Raw genomic sequence first — 19,025 nt, 5'->3', positions numbered from 1 at the left:
CTCTAGTGCTTCTCCCCGGATTGCGCGGAGGCCGCCGGCGTTGCCGAGGCGAGCTCGAGATTGCTGTTCGGCTTGATCTGCAGTTTTTCTTCGACCTTGAAGTTCTCAAACTGCAGGCTTACATCCGTTGGAAACGCGTCCTTCACAGACTTCGCATCGAGCGGCACTTCAAGCATGCGTTTGCTGTGCGGGAAGATGGGAAAACCGGGCGCCTCCTGCTTCTTTTTGCCGTTCGCGAGCTGGGTCTGCAGTACGCGCCCAAAGTTGTTGCCGGTATTCTCCACTTCGAGCAGAACCTTGTCGTGAGCCTCATCCAGCTCCGCGCGCACCACGCGCACATCCGCCTTCTCCGGCTTCTCCTTGGGCAGCAGATAAACGGTATGCGGCAGCTGCAGCCGCACATTCATACCCTGCGCGGTGCGAAACGCAAAACCTGAAAACGACGCATAGATCACAAACCAGTTCGGATTGGGCGTCGTGCTCGCTTCATAGAAAACGTAGTAGCTCTGCTTGGGCTGAATGCGAAAGCTCGTTGCCGAGAGCTTCAAGTGAATGCTCGGGTCGAGCGGTCTGTAGTCCACGCTGCCCGTCTCTGAAACAGTGAAGCTCTTTGCCTCCAGGACCACGTTCAGCGGCGTATCTCCGTCGTTGACATACTCCACGCGGCCCTTAGCCGGATTGCCAAGCTCGCTGATCACGGGCCGTACCGTCTGCGCCGCCGCGCCCGCGGTGAACGCAAGCGCACAAATCCCACTCGCTAACAGAGGAAGTGCTTTCATATTCCTACCCAGAGAAGTCAGAATGCCTGAGCCTGGATCGTCAGGGTTCCGGTGTATACGCCTGCCGGCAGATTCGGCAGCGGCGCCAGATTGATATTGAACGTCATCAGGTCGCTGTTCGTGCCCGTCTTGTTGTATCCCCGGATCGGCACGGACGAAACCTGGAGTCCAGCGTTGGCTCCGCCGAACGGCACCGTGTTGGTGAGCCCGGCGAAAGCGCCGCCGTTATCGGAGATCTGAAAATCAGCCGACGGAATGTTATGCCCGGCGCCGTCGGTCAACGCTGCTGTGGATGAACTGAAGAACGCGTAGAGGTTCAGGCTGCCAACGCTTGGCTTCAGCACCCAGCTCGTCGTCGCAGTAATACCGGTGCTGCCGGGATTGCTCGCGCTCCCGCCGGTCAGCGTGAAGTTGACCGCATGGCTTGAAAGCGTCAGCGTGATCGAATCCGGAAGAACCGCATTCAGAGCAATGGGGCTCGCTCCCGAGTTCAGCACCTGCCCGTAGCACGGCGCCGAAACGAGGATGGCCGAGATTGCTGCAGCCACTACGGTTCCGAGTTTGACCAGCATCCGCATCGCGCGTTTCTATCCCGTCAGCTATCAAACGCAAGGTGAGTGGGGCGCATGCTGCTGTTCTGCAGCTGCCGCCCCGCCGTTTGGTCTAGAGTGCCTGTGCCTGGATGGTCAGCGTTCCAGCGTAGGTGCTCGCCGGGAGCTGCGGCAGCGTGCCGGTGCTGAGGTCGATGTTGAACGTCATGGCGTCGGTGCGATTCGAGCTGCGATTCGCGGTGGTGATCGCCGTGGTTCCCAGCAGCAGTGCGGCATTTGTTCCGCCGAAGCCCGTGTAGCTGTTGGTCAGCGCAGCCGCGGGGTTCGTTCCATCCTTGATGTAGAAAGCGGAAGACGGAATGTTGTTGGTTCCGTCAGTCAGAGCAGCCGTCGAGCTGGCGAAATAAGCGTAGACGTTCACGTTGGCGCGGCCAGGGGCCAGTACCCACGTCGTGGTGGCGGTAACGCCCGAGGTTCCGGCGTTCGTGGCACTGCCGGCGCTCAGGTTGAAATTCACCGTGCTCGACGACAGGTTGAGGGTAAGCGTTTCGTTCAGCTTTGCACTAAGCGTAATCGGCTGCGCGGTGGAGTTAATGCCCTGCGCAGACACGAAGGAGGCGGAGAGCGCGATCGCGGCCCCAACCATCACAGCCCAAGAGAATCTTCCGGTCTTCATCTTTCCTCCGAGTGGGATCTTGTCAACACTGCTTCGCCAGCGTGTTCGCGAAGGGCCACCGACGCGTCGCATCTCGTAACCCATGGCGTTTATATGAGAAGCAAAGCATTGCTCCCACGGCACTTAGGTAATGGAGGTTCCTTTTTCGGTCAAAACTGTCCCGAAGCGACGCTGGGCAGCTCGAGCTGCCCGGATGACATTACCCGCAATATCACTGAAAAGATTGAGGTTAGGCAGGCGTTCGACACGAAATCGCAAACCAGCAGTGCCACAGACTTAAGTAACTAACTCTTCCGTAACTGTCGCATTCTCCAGCACTTGCGGCCAATTCCATAGGTCAAAAAATTGCCAGGATTTTGAGGGCCGGTAAACCTGCCAAACTCCGCTTTCGCCCCTGGTCGCCCAATCCCGCAACGCCGCGAGCCGTCCTACTTCGACGCCGCCTCAAGCTGCATCTGGTAAGGCGTGAGCAGGTCTCCGGTGGCGTGGCGAATTGCCGCGAGGGCAAGCTGGTAGCTGACCTCGGCCTGAAGCTGCGCCAGTTCGGCCTGGGCGAGCCGGTTCTGTGCGTCCAGCACAAAGAAGTTTGTCTCCGCGCCGAGTTCGAACTTTCGCTGGTCGGCAGCAAGCGACTTCTTCCACAGATCCAGCGAAGTGTTCGCGGCCGCGAGAGAAAGCTTTGCCGTGTTGAGTTGATTGACGGCATCCCTCACCTGCCGCGTGATCACCTCTTCGGCCTGCCGGCTGCTGTAGAGATCGCGCGTGCGGTTGACTTGCGCGTTGCCAAGCTGTGCCTGCGCTGCGCGGTTGCGAACGGGGAAGTTCAGGGTGAGGGAGCCCTGGTAGCTGGGATATCCGAACCCGAAGAGCTGACTGAACGAGGATCCCAGTCCTCCCTGCGACGTGAGCTGGCCGGTGACCAGGTCGTACTGGTTGCCGCCAATTCCGTTTGAGAGGTATTGCCCGCTGAGGTTCAATGCCGGCTTCAGCTGATTGCGCGCGTAACCAATGGTGGTTTGGTCGATGGCCAGCGCTTCTTTCGCCGCCGCTATCTCAGGCCGCGAACTCAAGGCCGTGGAGAGCGTCTGATCAAAGTCGACGTTTTCAACCTCGCCGGTCGGCTGCGCGTTTTCGGTCAGTTCCAGGTCTGCGGATTTGAGCTGCGGATCCTGATCGGCGCCGATCATCAGGCGGAGAGCTTCCTCCGCCTGCAGCAGAGCGTATTGCGCCTGAATCTGCTCGACACGCCTCGCTGCGACTTCCGACTCGGAGCGGCTGATATCGAGCGGCGGCAGCGCGCCGAGCTCGAGCGAACGCTTGTCGCGGTTATAGCTGGTCTCGGCCAGCTTGAGCGTGCGCTGCTGCACTTCGAGAGCACCCCGCGCCTGCACTGCGCTCCAGTAAACGCCAATTACCTGCTGAATGGTGTCGTTGACCTCGGCGGCGAACACAGAGCGCGACTCGGTAAGAGCCCGTCTCGCGATGCGGATCTGGGCCAAATTTGCTGAGCGGCCGAAATTGCGCAGCAGTGGTTGGCTGAATCCGAGAGAGAGGCCCGTGGCGTAGTTGGGATTGAGGAAGTAGAAGCCGCTGTTCGTCGACGAGCGGCTTCCGGTCAGCCCGGCGGAGATGCTGGTTCCTGTGGAGAACATCTGCGCATAGTTGATGAGCGCACTTTGGCTTAGCGAATTCAGCGTCGAGCTGCTCGTCTGGCCGACACCCTGCAGCTGCGATGAGGTGGGCGTCGAAGTTCTGGCAACCGTGAAGTTGCTCGTCAGCAGAGGATCGAACGGTGCGAACGATCCGAGCAGAGCAAACTTGCTCGCCTCAATCTGCGTTTCTTCGATCTGGATATTGCTGTTGGCCTCAAGTGTCAGCAGGATGGCATCGCGCAGGCTGATCCGGATCTTTCCGTCCTGCATATACGATTTGATTCGATCTGAGGTGGGCAGCTTGCCGGAACGAACTCGCGCAGTGAGCATCCCTCGATAGCTCTCTGAAGATTGCGCAGAAGCTGAAAACAGGGCACAGCAGGCGACCAGAAATAGACCAAGGGCTCTTTGAATCATTCGTTCTCCGCAAAATCCTGCATGAGCGCTGCCTGAACAGGCGCAGGCGATGGATCAGCGCTCCGGGTTCCACTTCATTCGTAGCGAATCGCCTCCACCGGATCGAGGCGAGCAGCTTTGGTAGCAGGGTAGATTCCGAACACAAGTCCTACTGAAAGCGACACAAGGAATGCCAGCGCGATGGAGCCGAACGTGACCACCGTGGACCAGCCGGCGAACCATGCGATTGCACGTGAGATCACGCATCCCAGCAGCACGCCGATCGTGCCGCCGACAAACGAGATCATCGTTGCTTCTACAACGAACTGACGCACGATGTCCGACTGCCGCGCGCCGACTGCTCTGCGCAAGCCGATTTCGCGAGTACGTTCCAAAATGCTGGCGAGCATGATGTTCATGATGCCGATGCCGCCGACGAGAAGAGAGATCGCGGCAATCGCTACCATGACGATGTTGAAGAGGTGCTCGGTGCGTTTCTGCTCGGCCAGCAGTTCGGCCGGAACGATGATGCTGAAGTCGTCCGCGCCATGGTGCGACGAATCGAGAATGGCGCGCGTCAGTTGCGCGGCGGTCGGAATAGCGGACTCATCCTTGAGCTCCACATAGATCCCGTCGATCTCATCGCGCGTCTCGCTGTAGCTGTCCTCGATCCGCTGCATTGCTGCCTGAAGCGGAACATAGATGATGTTGTTCGAGTCCACCGCCGGCGTGCCCGCCACGGAGGACGCCGAACTCAACTGCGGGCTCACCACGCCGACTACGCGAAACCACTGTTCGTTGACCTTGACGTATTCGCCGACAGCCCGCCCGGTTCCGAAAATACTCCACTTCGCGGCCGACCCCAGCACGCAGACTGGCGCTCCCGCCTTCTCGTCTTCTTCGCTGAAGAACGATCCCTCAAGAACCTGCAGCCGCGCGATCTGCTGATACGAGGGCTTGACGCCGTAGAGCGTCGGCATCTCCTGCTGCGGCTTGGGGATCACCTTCGATGGTACGATCCGTTTGCGCGGCGTGGAGGCAAGGACGCCCGTCAGGTCGTCGGTGATGACGCGATAGTCGGTCAGCGTCAGACCCGGTGAGGTCCGGCGCACCTTGCTGTGCGCCTGCCACTCGAGCGTCTCCTTCGCCTCGACGATCAGGTTCCGCACGCCCATCTGTTCAATGAGCGCCATCACCTTCTGCCGGGCGCCGGCGCCAATGGAAAGCATCGCAACCACTGCCGCAACGCCGAAGATCATGCCCAGCATCGTCAGGAGAGACCGCGTTCGATGAACGAGGAGATTGTTCAAGCCAAGCTCGGCATCGCGCCCCCAGGCCTGAGAGATGGAAACGAATACGGCGCGGCGTTCGGGCGCAAGGACCGGCATCAGATTGCTCCCGTTCCGGCCGCGGAGGAGCCGGTGGTCTTTTGTGGGACTGTTGGATCGAGGAGCGCAAGCGGCGTGCCCTCCGACAGGCCGTCGATGATCACGCGGCTCTCGCTCTCGCCCTTTACTGTGACGGCCTGCTGTTGATAGCTGGCGCCCTTCTTCACGAACACCACTCGCTTTCCGTCCTTCATGAAGAGCGCCTGGCGCGGAACCGAGAGCACGGAGCGCTGCGGCGAACCCTGAATAAGAACATCGGCGGTGAGCCCGGGACGCAGACGGGGATCGGTGCCGGCCAGATCGATGGTCACGTCGGAGCCGTGCATCGACGGACCGCCGAAGACCGAAGCAATGGTCATGCCGCCGACAGCTTTCACCGTGCCCTTGAACTCGCGGTCCGGCAGCGCATCGAAACGCACGGTCACAGCCTCGCCCTGCTTTACATTGGCGTGCTGGTCTTCAGGGATGCGCGCGGTGAGATTCATGCTCGCTGGATTGAGCACCTGCACAATGGAGCTGCCTGGCTGCACCTGATCGCCTGCGCGGTAGTCCGGCACGGACATGCCGGTGAAGTAGAACCCGCCGGAGGCGTTCATATTTTTCTGGATGGAAGCGAGCCCATCCATGGGCGAGGTGACGCGCATGTGCTCGAGATTCTGCTGCGCCTGATCCATGGCCAGCTTGGCCTTGTTGTACTTCTCCTGTGCGAGATATACCGCGGCCTGTCCTGACGCGTGGTGCGACTCGATGTCTTTCTCCAGCTCAGCCAGAGCGCGCTTTGCGCCCTGCAGAGCCAATTCGTTCTTCTGGGCGTCGATCTTGCTCAGCAGTTCGTCCTTGCTCACATCCAGTTCCGCACGGCGAACGTCGTACTTCGCCTTGAGCAGCGCAACCTTGTCCTGTGCTGTGAGCACTTCGGCATCCGCTTTGGCCTTGATGATTTCCTGCTCGGCCCCCAGTAGTTCGGAGTGGCTTTGCTCGAGCTTGTAGCGCTGCTCGCTCGGATCGAACTCGATCACCACATCGCCCTTCTTCACGACATCGCCGGTCTGGGCGAGCCGGGTGATCTGCAGCGCATCGCCGCCGACGGCCGGGGCCGCCAGCATCATCGATTGCGTCGCGTTCAGCTCTCCGGTGGCGTGAACATCGATGCTGAGATCGCCTCGTGCGACTTCGGCGATGGGAATCGAGTCGGCACCAGCAAGGGGACGGCTGCGGCTCATGGCGATCAAACCCCCGACCGCCGCGAGAGCGATGACGATGAGCACGAGGATGATCCGGCTGCGCTTTCGCATCGCTATTCCTTCACCAGCGGGTCTTTAAGGGCAACGCGATCTCCCGGCTCGAGCCCGTTGGAGACCAGGCAACGATCACGGCTACGGCGATCGATCTGAATCGTTCGCTCTGAAAACTTCGATCCATCCCAGACGTACGCCACTGTACGTCCCGATTTCATGAACGACGCCTGCGCCGGAATCGAGATGGCATTCGGAACGCGTTCCACAATCACAGTGACCTGGACATTCATTCCCGCGCGCAGCCGTGGATCGGTCTGGTCGATTGCAACCTGAAGGTCGAAGTTGCGTGGAAAAGGCCAGCCGGCGGAGAAGTCCATGCTCGCGATTGTGCCGATGCGTTGAATCTTTCCCGTGAACTGTCGATCTGGAATCGCGTCGAGCTGCACGGTGGCCGGCTGCGCAACCGTAAGCCGTCCGCGTTCGGTTTCGTCTACGTGCGCGACGATATGCAGAGAGGTCGCGTCAGGAAGCTCCGCAATTTCCGATCCGGGCCACGCACGATCCCCCGCCTTAAAGGGCGTCTCCGCACCGTCGTGCCACACAGGAACAAGACGGATCGTTCCATCTGCCGGCGCGGTCACAACCATGCGATCGAGCGAGTGCGCCGCTCGGTCTGCGTCGAACTTCGCCTTGGCGCTGGCCGACCGGTAAGCCGCCACCGTGGCCTCGGTCTTCGCGCGATCGGACTTGAGCGTTTCTTCGGCTTCGCGCAGCGTCTGCTCAGCATCTTTCACCTTGAGGCGGGCTTCAGCGCCTTCGATCTCTGAAAGAATCTCGCTCTTGCTCGCATCCAGCTTTGCAGCCTCCAGATCGTATCTGGCCTTCAATACGGCGGTCGTATCTTTCTCTTCGGTGAGCTTTCCTTCGGCCTGCCCCTGCTTGATCTGCGCATCCGCCGACTTCAAAACGGAGCGATCCTGGTCCAGCTCCGACTTCGTCTTCGACGGATCGAACTCGACGACGACTTCACCCTTCTTCACCGCGCTTCCGTCAGCGGCTATCTTCACGATCTGCACATTGCCGATGTCAGAAGGAGCGGAGATCGATACCGTGCGCGCTGCCTTCAGCTCTCCGCGAAACTGCAGCACATCCAGAAACTCAGACCGCTGCACCTGGAACACCGGCTCCGTCGGATCCCTTTTCACCGAGCGCACCCACCCAAACAGTCCGGCACTACAGGCCAGGATCAGCGCCGCGATCGCGATGTTGCGGTGCCCAGCGAATATGCGACGCAGCCTGCTCACTCCGCGCCTCCCTGCGAGTGCGCGGAAGCCGTGCGCTCTACGTCGACAGCAGCGGACAGGTCGGGCATCAGTCGCGGATCGTTGCCCTCAATGCTGAATGTCGCGGAGAAGTTTCGCACTCGCGCCGAGAAGTCGCCCCGTTTTCCCATCGGATCGATCGACACCAGCTTGCCCTTGAATCCAAGATCGGGGTACGCATCCAGATGCACCCGCGCCTGCTCGCCAACCTGAAGACCGGCCAGATCCTCCTGGTTGATCTGAACATGCACCTCCATCTCCGTCGGATCAACCACCTGCATGAAAGGAACCCCGGGGCGCACCTGATCTCCCTCCTGCACCTCGCCCATGGTTCCTTCTTTCCAGATGGTGTTGTAGACAACAACTCCGTCGATCGGGGAATGAACTTCCATCAAGGCCGCATTTGTCTGCGCATGCGTCATCGTCTCGCGCGTTCTATCCCGCTGGATTTCAAGCACGCGGATGGCCGCCGCTGCCGCCTTCCGTTTCAATGCAAATGTCGTCTTCAATTGCGCCAGCGTGGCTTTGGCCTCGTCGAGGGTCTCCTGTGCCTTCTCCGCATCGATGCGCGAAAGCAGCTCGACCTTTTTCATCTCGAGCTCAGCCTTGTTCAGCGCCGTCTCGGCCAGTTCGAGTTCCGTCTGGTCTTTCGCCTTCGCAGCCACTTCAGCGGCCTGGGCCTGGAGAACCTTTCCGTTCTGGTCTTCAGCCTGCGCCTGCTTATCGATGAAGTCCCGCAGTTGCGTCTGGCGATCGAACTCCGCCAACACATCGCCTTTCTTCACCCTGCTCCCGGTCGGAACCAGTCTGATGACCGTCAACGTGCTGAACTGCTGCCCTGACAGAACCGGAGCCAGGATCGCCCTGGACGTAACTGCCTGCGTTTTCCCAGTCAGCCGGACCTGCAAAGCGGAGGCTCGCGTACCGGCAAGCACCGGCTTCGCAGAATCGGACGGTGCTGCTTGCGGCCTGCGAATGACGAAGGTCGCGGCGGCAATCAGGATCACAACTGCAATCGACCCCAAAAGCCAGAAACTTCGCAGCCGATCGCGTCGGGCGCCTTCCCGCACCGTCTCGGGTTCCGCTTTTGGAGGAGCTAATTCGCTATTCACCTCAGCCTGCTCCCAGCATCACGTGAATACACGTCTGACTACAACGAACAAAAAGGGCTGACTCAATATAGCGCCGGAGATTTACCCAGCCAAATCCAGGGCGGATTGAGAAATCAGGTTTGAACCGCTATGCCGATAGACGGAACAGCCGGTCCTTCGTTTCCAGTTTTTCGAGCTTTATTCGTCAGGACCGCTCCGGGAGGTCGGCGTCTACAGGAGCTTTTCGCTCATGACGAGAGCAACTCCGCCCCGCAGCCGCGCCGTGCCGGGCTCAGTCGCCATCCGCAGCATGGGAAGCGCCGGAAGCGGAAACTTGCGCAATTCATCACTGATGATGGAGCACGCCCGCGCCCAGGCCCGCGTGAATTCGCCGACGAGCACGATCTGGCTGGGAGCAAGAGTCGTCACGATCATGTGCAAGCCCTGCCCCAGCGCCCGGAACATCCTGGTAAGCGCCTCGTTCGCGTGCGGATCTTTCTTTTCGGCAAGGTCGAGCAGCACGTCAATCGACGGCAGAGACTCGCCGGTGATCTCCTTGTAATACCTGAGCCCGGCGCGATTCGATGCCAGCGTTTCCCAGCAGCCGCGACTGCCGCAGCCGCACGGAATGCCATCCCGGTCGATCTGCACGTGGCCGAACTCGCCCGCCATCTCGCCTGCGCCGCGCACGAGGCCGCCGTTGACGAAGATGCCCGTGCCGATGCCCTCGGAGACGTTCACAAGCACGATGTCGTGCATCTCCTCGGTGCTTCCGAACCACACCTCGGACAGAACGCATGCGTTCGCGACGTTGTCGACCACCACAGGCAGACCCGTCGCCTCTTCGACCTTCGACTTGATCTGCGCAATCGGCCAGCCTACGTTGGGCGCGAAGATTGTCTTCTTCAACTGGTGGCTGAAGCGGCCCGGCACCGTCAGTCCAATGCCCTCAAAGGAGCAGTCGGCATGCTCCGCGATAATCTTCTTGATTCCGCTGACAATCGCACGGATCACCTTTTGTGGCTCGCTCGGCAGCTGAAGTTCCCGTTGCGTGGTGATACGCCCCGACAGGTCGGCGACTGCCAACGTTGTTTGCGCGGGGTGCACGTCGACAGCCAGAACCGTGCGCTTCTCGTTGACGTGGAGACCGGTTGGCTTGCGGCCTCGCGGCGCGTCGCCGATGAGCCCTTCCACGATCCATCGCTCGCGCAGCAACTCTTCCACAATGAGCGACACCGTGCTTCGCTGCAGGCCGGAGACACGCGCCAGCTCGGCGCGCGAAATCGGCTGGCGCATCCGAACCTGATTGAAAATGACGTTGCGGTTGATCTGACGCGGGGTTCGATTGGACGCACTCTGCTTCTCTTCCAACAGGAGCATCGGCATCATCGGCTTCGCATCCTTCCCGCCGGCCGTTCAGGGCCGCAGCGCCATGACGCATCGAAAGCGCGTACTCCCGTTCGGGTTGCGGTAGGGGCTCTCAAAGCTTGTATGCCTCTTTCACCAGCCTGTAGGTGAGCGCATGCGCAACGTCGCGCGCTTCGTCCTCGTCGAGCCGATGCTCCGCAACCAGGCGGCCGAGAAAAGCGCAATCGATCCGGCGGGCTACATCGTGGCGAGCCGGGATGGAGAGGAAGGCTCGGGTGTCGTCGTTGAAACCCACGGTGTTGTAGAAGCCCGCGGTTTCGGTGACCTGCTCGCGGAAGCGCATCATTCCTTCGGGGCTGTCGTGGAACCACCACGCGGGGCCCAGCCGAAGGCACGGATAATGACCGGCCAGAGGCGCCAGTTCGCGGGCATATGTCGTTTCGTCGAGGGTGAACAGAATAATCGTGAGCTTCGTTTCGTTCCCAAAGCGCGACAGCAGCGGGTGCAAGGCCGAGACGTAGTTCACAGCCTGCGGGATGTCGGCGCCCATGTCGCGCCCGTAGCGCTGTTGCAATGCAACGTTATGGTTGCGCACGCTTCCTGGGTGGATCTGCATCACCAGGCCGTCGTCCAGGCTCATCGCGGCCATTTCGGTGAGCATCTGCGCACGAAAAAGCTCGCGCCCCGCGGCATCGGCTCTACCCGCAATGACTTCCGCAAACAACTTCCCGGCTTCGGACTCGTTCAGGTTGGCCGTCTGCGCCGTGGGATGGCCGTGGTCGGTCGCGGTGCATCCGGCCTGGCGGAAGCGCTCGCGACATTTGCGCAAAGCAGCGAGGTATCCCCGCCACGAGCCTGCGTCTTCGCCGGTCTGCTCGCCGAGGCGGGCGACATTCCTGGCGAAATCCGGAAAGTCAGGATCGACAACCGCATCCGGGCGGAAATTCGGAATGATCCGCGCTTTCCATCCCGACTCGCGAATTTTCCGGTGGTCGTCGAGCGAATCGAGCGGCGAGTCGGTGGTTGCCAGCACTTCAAGATTGAACTTCTCGTAGAGGGCACGCGGCCTGAACTCCGGCGTTTGAAGCTTTTCGGCAATTACATCGTAACAGTGATCTGCGTTTTTCTCCGAGAGCCGCTCCGCAAGGCCGAACTCCTCCTGGAACGAGTAGTCGAGCCACATCCGCGTCGGCGTTCCCCGAAACAGGTAGTAGTGGCTCGCAAACAGCCGCCAGACTTTCCGCGGATCCTTAATCTCTTTCTGCCCAATGCCGAGATCGTCGAGCGAGACTCCCTGGCTGTAGAGCATGCGAAAGATGTAGTGATCGGGCTGCACAAACAGCGCGGCAGGATTGGGAAACGGTTCGTTCTTCGCAAACCATACCGCCTGTGTATGGCCGTGCGGGCTGACCAGCGGCAGAGGAGAGATCTCAGCGTAAAGTTCCCGAGCTATATTCCTTGCACTCGGGTCCGCTGGAAAAAGACGATCTGGATGTAACAGCATCTCCGTGAATCCTTTTTTTGACTCCATCGTAGAGGCTCTGAGCAGCTTCAGAACACAGTGCCGCAATTTCGCGTACTAGCTGTTCGGGTGATATCCCATCCCGGTCAGAAGGCCTCGCATGTAAGCGATACTTTCAATCACGCCCGGCAAGGGATCCTGCTCGTGGATCTCATATTCGAGATCGACGAATCCCTTGTAGTTGATCTTCGCCAGCGCCGCAAAGATATCCCGCACCGGCATCTTCCCGCGGCCGACCGCCACCTGGCTTTCCTTCGCCTTAAAGTCCGAGAGGTCCTTCATATGCATATTGAAGAGGCGCGGCCCGACCAGATGGATGGCTTCTGCAACGTCTGTGCCGGCGCGGACCGTGTGCCCTACGTCGATGCAGCAGCCGATGCGCGGATCGAGATTCTTGACCAGCTTCAGGATGTCGAGGGGCGAGGGCCAGACCGGATCCTCAGGACCGTGATTGTGAATCGCGATCCGAATGTCGTACTGCTTGACGAACTTTTCCACCCGCGGCAGAGTCTCCGGAGTGGGATCGCCCGCCACGATGACTCCGATGCCGGCGCGCTTGCAGTATTCGAACTTGGCGCGGATGTCGTCGTCTTCATCTTTGCGGAAGTAGATGGCGCCTGCCGCGTGCAGCTTGATTCCGGCGGCAGCGTAGTCCTTCAGCGCCGCCTCTTCCTGCTGTGGGTCAGTCGGCAGATGGTCCTTGATGTCCTTTGCGTTGATCTGATCGATCCCGAGCTGCTTCAGGGATTCGATCATCTTGTCGCGCGTGAATGCCCGGAAGGTGTACGTCGCAATGCCGAGCTGAATCGGACTCGGCTTCCCGGTTTCTTCTGACGGAACGAGAGCAGGCAGCAAGCCCGGCGCAGACACTCCGGCTGCTGCCAGCGCGCTTCCCTGCAGGAAACGCCGGCGTGAAACGTTTTCTTTCATTTCGATTCGACTCCTCAAATCTGCGCGAAACAGAACAAGCTCAAAAAATCAGATGCGCAACTCATCGGTTGCGCACTCGGGCTACAAGTGCGGTTCCCAACCCTTTTCGTAGGTGCGATTCCACTGCTTCATCGCTTCGGGATCGTGCTGCACCTTGCCTTCGGCGGTGTCTAGGTTCAGAACACGCTTCACGTCCCATGCCACGTTCGCAAGCTGAAGCATCGTCACAGCAACATTGCCCACTGAAACCGGCGCGTTCAGCTTCTCGCCTTTTTTTATTCCGGCGATGAAGTTGGCAAAGTGAGCGTCGGTCATCGAGTCGCGCCCCATGAGATCGTTGGATGAGGTCTCGGACCCGGCTTTCTTCTCGCCGGTCTTCTTGCCTTTGAGATCGTAAATCTCGTAACCATCGCGATCGACCAGCACCGACCCTGTAGTGCCGATGATCACCGATCCGCGATCGCGATCGTAGACCTTCATGCCGTTGCAGCAGCGGCAATCCCACGAAATCATCTTGTCGGGATACTCGAAGTTCGTGACCAGCGTGTCATAGAACTGCCAGTCGTCGCTGTAGTGATACCGCCCGCCCTGCGCGCTGATGCGCTCCGGGAGTTCCGCGCCGAGCGCCCAGCGGCAGACGTCGATCTCGTGCGTGCCGTTGTTCAGCGTCTCGCCGGTTCCGTAGATCTTGAACCAGTGCCAGTTGTAAGGCTGGATGTTGTCGGTATACGCTCGGCGCGGCGCTGGTCCCTGCCAGAGGTCCCAGTTCAACTGCGGCGGCACCGGTGCTTCTTTGCCGTGCCCGATCGACTTGCGCGTATTCACGTACCAGGCTTTTGCCATGTAGGCGCGGCCGATCTCGCCATTGTGAATCTTGTCGACGATCTCGATGGTATGCGCGCTCGAACGCTGCTGCGTTCCCATCTGCACCAGCTTGCCGTACTTCTTCTGCGCCTGCACCAGCATCGCTCCCTCGCCGGGATTGTGGCTGCACGGCTTTTCCACGTAAACGTGCTTGCCTGCCTCAAGGCCGAGGATGGCCATCGGCGCATGCCAGTGATCGGGCGTTGCAATCGTGATCGCGTCGACTTCCTTGTCCTTGAGAATGTTTCGGAAGTCCTGGTCCGTCTTCGGAGCCTCGCCCATCTCCTTTTCCGTCTCGGCCGCGAACTTCTTCATCGTGTTCGTATCCACATCGCAGACGTACGCTATGCGGGCAGAGGCCTTATTCGCTTTCAGGGACGAGAGATGCGCATAGGCGCGCGAGTGCAGGCCGATGACGGCGAAGTTCAGCCGGTCGTTCGATCCCATGATCTGTCCATAGCTTTTTGCGGTCGACGCGATGGCGAGCCCTGCCGTTCCGGTCGCAAGCGTGTCAAGAAATTCACGTCGTGTAATCACGTACCCTCCCAGATAATGATGGTTCCAGCGACCGAAAGTTTTCAGCTTGCCTGCATTGCGCCGGCGTCGGCAAGAGCCTTCTTCATGCCGGCCCAGCTGACTCTGCTGGACGCCTCTGGCGTTGCCTCTCCATGCCAGTGCGTCTCGAGGCTCACGGCATCTCTAAAGCCCGCCGCTTTCAGCGCGCGGAACTGCCCGGTCCAGTCGATGACGCCCTTGCCTGTAGGCGCCCACACGATCTTTCCGGCGTCGTTCTTTTCCGCGTTCTTGACATGGCAGTGGTGAATGCGATGCTTCGGCAGCATCTCCCACGCCGTCGGGTAGGCATCCATTTCACCGCGCATCACCGCATTGCCCGGATCCCAGTTCAGCGCCAGCGAGGGCGACTTCACTGCGCCGAGCGTCCGCACCGATTCGCGGCCGGTCGCAGTGTTGCACTCGAACTCGTTCTCCAGCACCAGCAGGATGCCCTGCTTCCCGGCCTTCTCCGCCGCTTCGCGCAGCTTCGCGTCAATCGCATCGCGGTACGGCTTCTGATCGTCCAGACGCCAGAAATCGAAGCACCGCACCTTGTTCGTCTTGAACTGCTTCGCCAGCGCGATGGACTTCTCCAGGATTTCGTCCTGCTGCTTGAAGGTCGTTTCGGCAGCGCCGTGCATGTCGCCCTTCGACCCGTATTGGGACTTCGGCGCTCCCGGCCAGTCCGTCTTGAAGAGCGGGCTCGCGATATCTGTGACCTGCAGGTTGTATTTCTGAAGGATCTTTTGCGCGTCCCCGATCTGGTCTTCCTTCAGATCCATCATGTTCTTGCCCCACAGTGCGCGTAGCTCAACCCACTGCATTCCAAAATCGTGCGAGGCTACCTGGCAGGCGTGATCGAAGTCCTGGGAGATTTCGTCGGTGATCACCGCGATCTTGAAGGGCGATTTATCGGTTTTTGCAAAGGTCCGCATTGCGCAGAGAGACGCTGCCGCCACGGACCCCATCAGAAATGTCCGGCGGGAGTAGATGCTCATTGGTGATTTCCTCGTGCGGCCAGATCCCGTACTGCTGTGCCGCGGATGATGGCGGGGCGAACGCATCTCTGCTTCGCCCCCGCCGGTTTAGAGCCTAGAAGATATATTTCGCCGAGCCTTGCAGCGAGCGACCGCCGCCTACTCCATTTACGCTACCCTGTCCGCTGCCCAGAGTGCCCGTGATCGTACCAAAGCTGGACGATCCGCAGCAGCCTCCGTTCGGCTGTCCGAACTGAGGCGTGTTGCTCAGCTGGAACGCATCGAGACGAACTTCAAGACCGGATTCGTGATACACAGTGAACCGCTTGAAGATCGAGAAGTTGTCCTGGAGGTATCCCGGCCCGCGGAACTGGTTGCGGCCCGTGTTGCCGAGAACCGGCTGGTTGCATGGATTCTGTCCTGTGCAACCGGCAGGTTGCGAGAACGAAGTCGGATCGAACCACGGCGTTGAAGCGCCGATCTTGCCCGTCTTGTGGAAGGGCTTTGCCAGCGTCGCAGTCTGTGTGGTTCCAGGCGTGTTGAGTGTTCCTCCGTTTGCCGTCACGGTGAATGGCAAGCCGCTGACCGCCGAGACGATTCCCGACAATCTCCAGCCGCCGACGATCTGGTCCAGTATGCCGTGGTTGGCAAACTGGTGCCCGTGGCCGAACGGCAGTTCGTACGTGAAGCTCTCTTCGAAGTTCAAGGTACGGTCGTAGTCGTTCGGTGCGTAGTTGCGGCGCCAGTTGATGAAGAAGGTAAGGCCGCCATCGTCACCGCTGATGTAGCCCAGGCCCTTGCCCCACGTGAACGACGACGTGAACGTCAGGCCGCGCGAGAAGCGCTTGTTCAGCTGCGCCTGGAGCGACTGGTAGTTCGACGAGAAGCCAAAGAAGAATTGGTTCGTCGCCGCCGTGCGCCCAAAAGTGAGGTTGCCGTTCGCATCGTGGTTTTCAGGATCAGAGAATGCGCCGCCGCCGTAGTAGCTGGGCAGGTTGATGTTCTGCGATCCGGAGATGTCCGTTCCGTGATTGGCAACATACGCCAGCTGCATCGACAGATCCCAGGGCAGCGCCTGCTGCAGCACCAGGTTCCACGAGTCGGCGTACGGGTTCTTGTAGTTGAGGTTGATGTAGGTGTACACCTGCGCGATCAGCTGCTTCTGCAGAAGCGTGGTACCGACGGTGGGCAACTGGATGATGCCGTTGTCCGGAATCGGAACCGGAACGGGCGCAGGGAATCCGGCGCTGAACGTGGCTACGGTGGTTCCATCCCCCAGCACTGCCGGGGCGAAGCCCGATGTGCTGACCGGCTGATAGCTGTTGTTGGCGCGGATCGGATAGTTGTACGCGTACGTGTTATCCGGGAAAGGCGTATAGCTGATGCCGAAGCCGCCGCGGAGCACCGTATCGGGGCGAACGCGATAGGCAAACCCGGTCCGTGGCGCGAAGTACTTGTACTGCGTCTTCATGCCAAGGTTTTGGGGATTGCCGCCGATGCCCGCCAGCACAAGAGTGTTGTTGGCAGGGTTGTAGTTCGAGAAGCCGCCCTTCTCTTTCGGAGTTGCGGGCGGATAGAAATCCCAGCGTAGCCCCAGATCGAGCGTGAGTTTCGGGGTCGCCTGCCACTTGTCGCTGGCGAAGGCGAAGACCCACCACTGGCGATACCGCGGGAAGATTGTGTTGAGATCGCGGCCCACCTGGCTCGGCTGCTGCAGCAGGAAGCTCGCCATGTCGTTGGCGATGTTTGTTCCCGCGGAGCTGGCGGTCGAAGTCTGCACATCGCTGAAGGTGTACGCGCCGCGGGGGCTGAACGTCTGATCCTGCAACAGGTCGTCGTGAACCCGGCGAACGTCGGCGCCGAACTTGAACGTGTGATTGCCGGCGACCTTGGTCCAGTTATTTACGACGTCGAAGTTCGATTCGGCGCGGATCCAGGGCAGAGACGCCGAGTACCCGATGACCGGATTCGAGATTCCGCCGTTGATTGTGACTGCAACCTGACCGCTGGTGAATGGCTGCCCGTCGATGTTGACGCCCGGAACTCCGATCGTAGTGGCATCGTTATGTCCGTAGTCGACCGGTGTGGCGGTGTTTCCAAGGTGCGCCTGGCCGACGCGAACTTCCGTGAGGAACGTCGGCGAGAAAACGTGATTCCAGTTGACCCCGGCGCTATACGACTTCTGGTTGCCGGTTCCCTGGAAGCCACCACCCTGCGGTCCGCCGAGGAACGATCCGAATGCCGCAGCCTGGAACGTCACTACCTTCTGATAGCTGTAGCGGCCGCTGATGTGGTTCCTCTCAGATGGCGTGAAGTCGCTCTTGATGTCGAAACTGTCGCTCGTCTTGGTAAACGGCAGCTTGGTGGAGTAGTTGTTCGCCGGATTGCTCAGAGGCTTGGTCGAATCCAGGGTTCCGTATTTGGTGGCAGCCTGCACCAGATTCTGCAGCATGTTCTCGGGCACGGACCCTTTGATCAGGCTGTAGGGAATCTGGTTATTCGTAAATGGCTTGCGCGGATCCGTCTTGGTTCCGGCGTGTACCGTGCCGTCGCTATACGCGGTTGGATCATAAATCTGGCCCTTGCCGCTGCTAAGCGCACCGCTAAGGTCGATGCACCCCATCGGGTCGTTGCATCCTGGCAGCGCCGTCGCCGAAGGCGTAAACCAGCGCGCATCGGGAACAGTAAACACGCTTGCAATTTGTTCATGATCGACGGTGCGCAGGTAATCGCCGAAGATGAAGAGCCTGTCTTTCTTGATCGGACCGCCGATCGTTCCGCCGTAGTAGTTGTACGACAGGTGGCCCAGCTTCGGACCGAAGTAGGAGCGGGCGTTCACAGCATTGTTCTGGATGAACTCGAAAGCCGATCCGTGGAAGTTGTTCGTGCCCGACTTGAGCGTCACGTTGGTCACGGCGCCGGTGGCGCGGCCCAACTCAGCTTCGAAGTTGTTAGTCGAGATATCGACGCTCGAGATGGCTTCGGCCGGCGGGATGATGATCTGCAGCAATCCCGTGCGCTCGTCGTCGTCAATGCCTTCGATCTGATAGAGATTGCCCTGGCGCGGCAAGCCGTTTGCTTCGGTTTGCAGCGAGCTCGCGGCATTGAAAAACTGCGAGTGCTGGAACGTTGCAGGCGCGGTGCCCGGCACAAGGTTCAGCAGCGACTGGAAGTTCCGGTTGGTGCCCAGCGGCATGTCCAGAACCTGCTGCGTCTCGATCTTGGTGCTGATGTCGGCGCGATCCGTCTGCAGCACGGGTGGCGCAGTGGTCACCGTCACGGATTCCGTCACATTGCCCGGCTGCATCGTTAAGTCGACGCGAACCGAGGAGTTGCTCAGAATCTGGACGTTCTCCTGGGTTGTTTTCTTGAAACCTGTCGACTCGACGGTCACGGTGTAGGCGCCCGGCGGCAGGTCAGGGAACGTGTAGTTCCCGCTTCCGTTCGACACGGTCTCGTGAGTCAAGCTGGTGGAGGTTTCCTTGATGGTGACCTTCGCGTTCGCTACGGCAGCACCGGTCGCATCCGAGACAGTCCCAAGCAGCGTACCGTTGACGGCCTGTCCCAGCGCGAGCTGCGACACAAGCAAGAGCAGAGAGAAGACACCGAACCCGATCAGCCATTTCCAGGGGGCGCGTTCGATCATTGATACCTCCAGAATCCAGGTTGACTCCCGGCAGTTTTGCATATAGTTCAAAGTTCGAACGGAACGGTAG

Annotated in this window: 14 protein-coding genes; all 14 read right to left on the bottom strand. The window is 60.0% G+C overall.

Annotated elements, in window-relative coordinates; genetic code table 11:
- Positions 1 to 2: 2 nt before the first annotated feature.
- Positions 3 to 779 (bottom strand): hypothetical protein, encoded by a 777-nt coding sequence (locus DHV10_RS15920; protein ID WP_109487372.1) that lies wholly within the window; start codon positions 777 to 779, stop codon positions 3 to 5.
- 17 nt (positions 780 to 796) lie between these two features.
- Complete coding sequence (locus tag DHV10_RS15915) at positions 797 to 1,357, bottom strand: hypothetical protein (protein WP_109487371.1); 561 nt, start codon at positions 1,355 to 1,357, stop codon at positions 797 to 799.
- 85 nt (positions 1,358 to 1,442) lie between these two features.
- On the bottom strand, positions 1,443 to 2,006 hold the full coding sequence (locus DHV10_RS15910) for a hypothetical protein (RefSeq protein ID WP_109487370.1): 564 nt from the start codon (positions 2,004 to 2,006) through the stop codon (positions 1,443 to 1,445).
- A 428-nt stretch (positions 2,007 to 2,434) separates the two neighbouring features.
- A complete protein-coding gene (locus tag DHV10_RS15905) occupies positions 2,435 to 4,075 on the bottom strand; it encodes a TolC family protein (protein ID WP_109487369.1) in 1,641 nt (546 codons plus the stop codon).
- 74 nt (positions 4,076 to 4,149) lie between these two features.
- Positions 4,150 to 5,442: an ABC transporter permease gene (locus tag DHV10_RS15900; protein WP_109487368.1), complete on the bottom strand. Its 1,293-nt coding sequence runs from the start codon at positions 5,440 to 5,442 to the stop codon at positions 4,150 to 4,152.
- A complete protein-coding gene (locus DHV10_RS15895) occupies positions 5,442 to 6,737 on the bottom strand; it encodes an efflux RND transporter periplasmic adaptor subunit (RefSeq protein WP_109487367.1) in 1,296 nt (431 codons plus the stop codon). Before DHV10_RS15895 ends, DHV10_RS15900 begins: the two co-directional genes overlap by 1 nt.
- Positions 6,738 to 6,739: 2 nt before the next feature.
- Entirely contained in the window at positions 6,740 to 7,984 is a 1,245-nt protein-coding gene (locus DHV10_RS15890) for an efflux RND transporter periplasmic adaptor subunit (protein ID WP_109487366.1), read from the bottom strand.
- On the bottom strand, positions 7,981 to 9,114 hold the full coding sequence (locus DHV10_RS15885) for an HlyD family secretion protein (protein ID WP_162601580.1): 1,134 nt from the start codon (positions 9,112 to 9,114) through the stop codon (positions 7,981 to 7,983). The genes DHV10_RS15890 and DHV10_RS15885 overlap by 4 nt, the downstream gene beginning before the upstream one ends.
- A 210-nt stretch (positions 9,115 to 9,324) precedes the next feature.
- Positions 9,325 to 10,482 (bottom strand): ROK family protein, encoded by a 1,158-nt coding sequence (locus tag DHV10_RS15880; protein ID WP_204101438.1) that lies wholly within the window; start codon positions 10,480 to 10,482, stop codon positions 9,325 to 9,327.
- 91 nt (positions 10,483 to 10,573) lie between these two features.
- Positions 10,574 to 11,992, bottom strand: coding sequence for a glucuronate isomerase (gene uxaC, locus DHV10_RS15875; RefSeq protein ID WP_239461787.1), 1,419 nt, complete (start codon positions 11,990 to 11,992; stop codon positions 10,574 to 10,576).
- Positions 11,993 to 12,040: 48 nt separating this feature from the next.
- Entirely contained in the window at positions 12,041 to 12,913 is an 873-nt protein-coding gene (locus DHV10_RS15870) for a TIM barrel protein (protein WP_109487364.1), read from the bottom strand.
- 81 nt (positions 12,914 to 12,994) lie between these two features.
- Positions 12,995 to 14,314: a Gfo/Idh/MocA family protein gene (locus tag DHV10_RS15865; RefSeq protein ID WP_109487363.1), complete on the bottom strand. Its 1,320-nt coding sequence runs from the start codon at positions 14,312 to 14,314 to the stop codon at positions 12,995 to 12,997.
- 41 nt (positions 14,315 to 14,355) lie between these two features.
- Positions 14,356 to 15,330 (bottom strand): sugar phosphate isomerase/epimerase family protein, encoded by a 975-nt coding sequence (locus tag DHV10_RS15860; RefSeq protein ID WP_109487362.1) that lies wholly within the window; start codon positions 15,328 to 15,330, stop codon positions 14,356 to 14,358.
- Between the two features lie 94 nt (positions 15,331 to 15,424).
- Positions 15,425 to 18,955: a TonB-dependent receptor gene (locus DHV10_RS15855; RefSeq protein ID WP_109487361.1), complete on the bottom strand. Its 3,531-nt coding sequence runs from the start codon at positions 18,953 to 18,955 to the stop codon at positions 15,425 to 15,427.
- Positions 18,956 to 19,025: the final 70 nt, after the last annotated feature.

It is taken from the genome of Occallatibacter savannae, from assembly GCF_003131205.1.
GTDB lineage: Bacteria > Acidobacteriota > Terriglobia > Terriglobales > Acidobacteriaceae > Telmatobacter > Telmatobacter savannae.
This window is presented reverse-complemented; position numbering and strand designations above follow the sequence as displayed.

Excerpts from the sequence above, each read along its gene's own strand:
- DHV10_RS15905 (WP_109487369.1), bottom strand. The coding sequence starts at position 4,075 with ATGATTCAAAGAGCCCTTGGTCTATTTCTGGTCGCCTGCTGTGCCCTG.
- DHV10_RS15880 (WP_204101438.1), bottom strand. The coding sequence starts at position 10,482 with ATGATGCCGATGCTCCTGTTGGAAGAGAAGCAGAGTGCGTCCAATCGA.
- DHV10_RS15895 (WP_109487367.1), bottom strand. The coding sequence starts at position 6,737 with ATGCGAAAGCGCAGCCGGATCATCCTCGTGCTCATCGTCATCGCTCTC.
- DHV10_RS15870 (WP_109487364.1), bottom strand. The coding sequence starts at position 12,913 with ATGAAAGAAAACGTTTCACGCCGGCGTTTCCTGCAGGGAAGCGCGCTG.
- DHV10_RS15910 (WP_109487370.1), bottom strand. The coding sequence starts at position 2,006 with ATGAAGACCGGAAGATTCTCTTGGGCTGTGATGGTTGGGGCCGCGATC.
- DHV10_RS15900 (WP_109487368.1), bottom strand. The coding sequence starts at position 5,442 with ATGCCGGTCCTTGCGCCCGAACGCCGCGCCGTATTCGTTTCCATCTCT.
- DHV10_RS15860 (WP_109487362.1), bottom strand. The coding sequence starts at position 15,330 with ATGAGCATCTACTCCCGCCGGACATTTCTGATGGGGTCCGTGGCGGCA.
- DHV10_RS15920 (WP_109487372.1), bottom strand. The coding sequence starts at position 779 with ATGAAAGCACTTCCTCTGTTAGCGAGTGGGATTTGTGCGCTTGCGTTC.
- uxaC (WP_239461787.1), bottom strand. The coding sequence starts at position 11,992 with ATGGAGTCAAAAAAAGGATTCACGGAGATGCTGTTACATCCAGATCGT.
- DHV10_RS15855 (WP_109487361.1), bottom strand. The coding sequence starts at position 18,955 with ATGATCGAACGCGCCCCCTGGAAATGGCTGATCGGGTTCGGTGTCTTC.
- DHV10_RS15915 (WP_109487371.1), bottom strand. The coding sequence starts at position 1,357 with ATGCGGATGCTGGTCAAACTCGGAACCGTAGTGGCTGCAGCAATCTCG.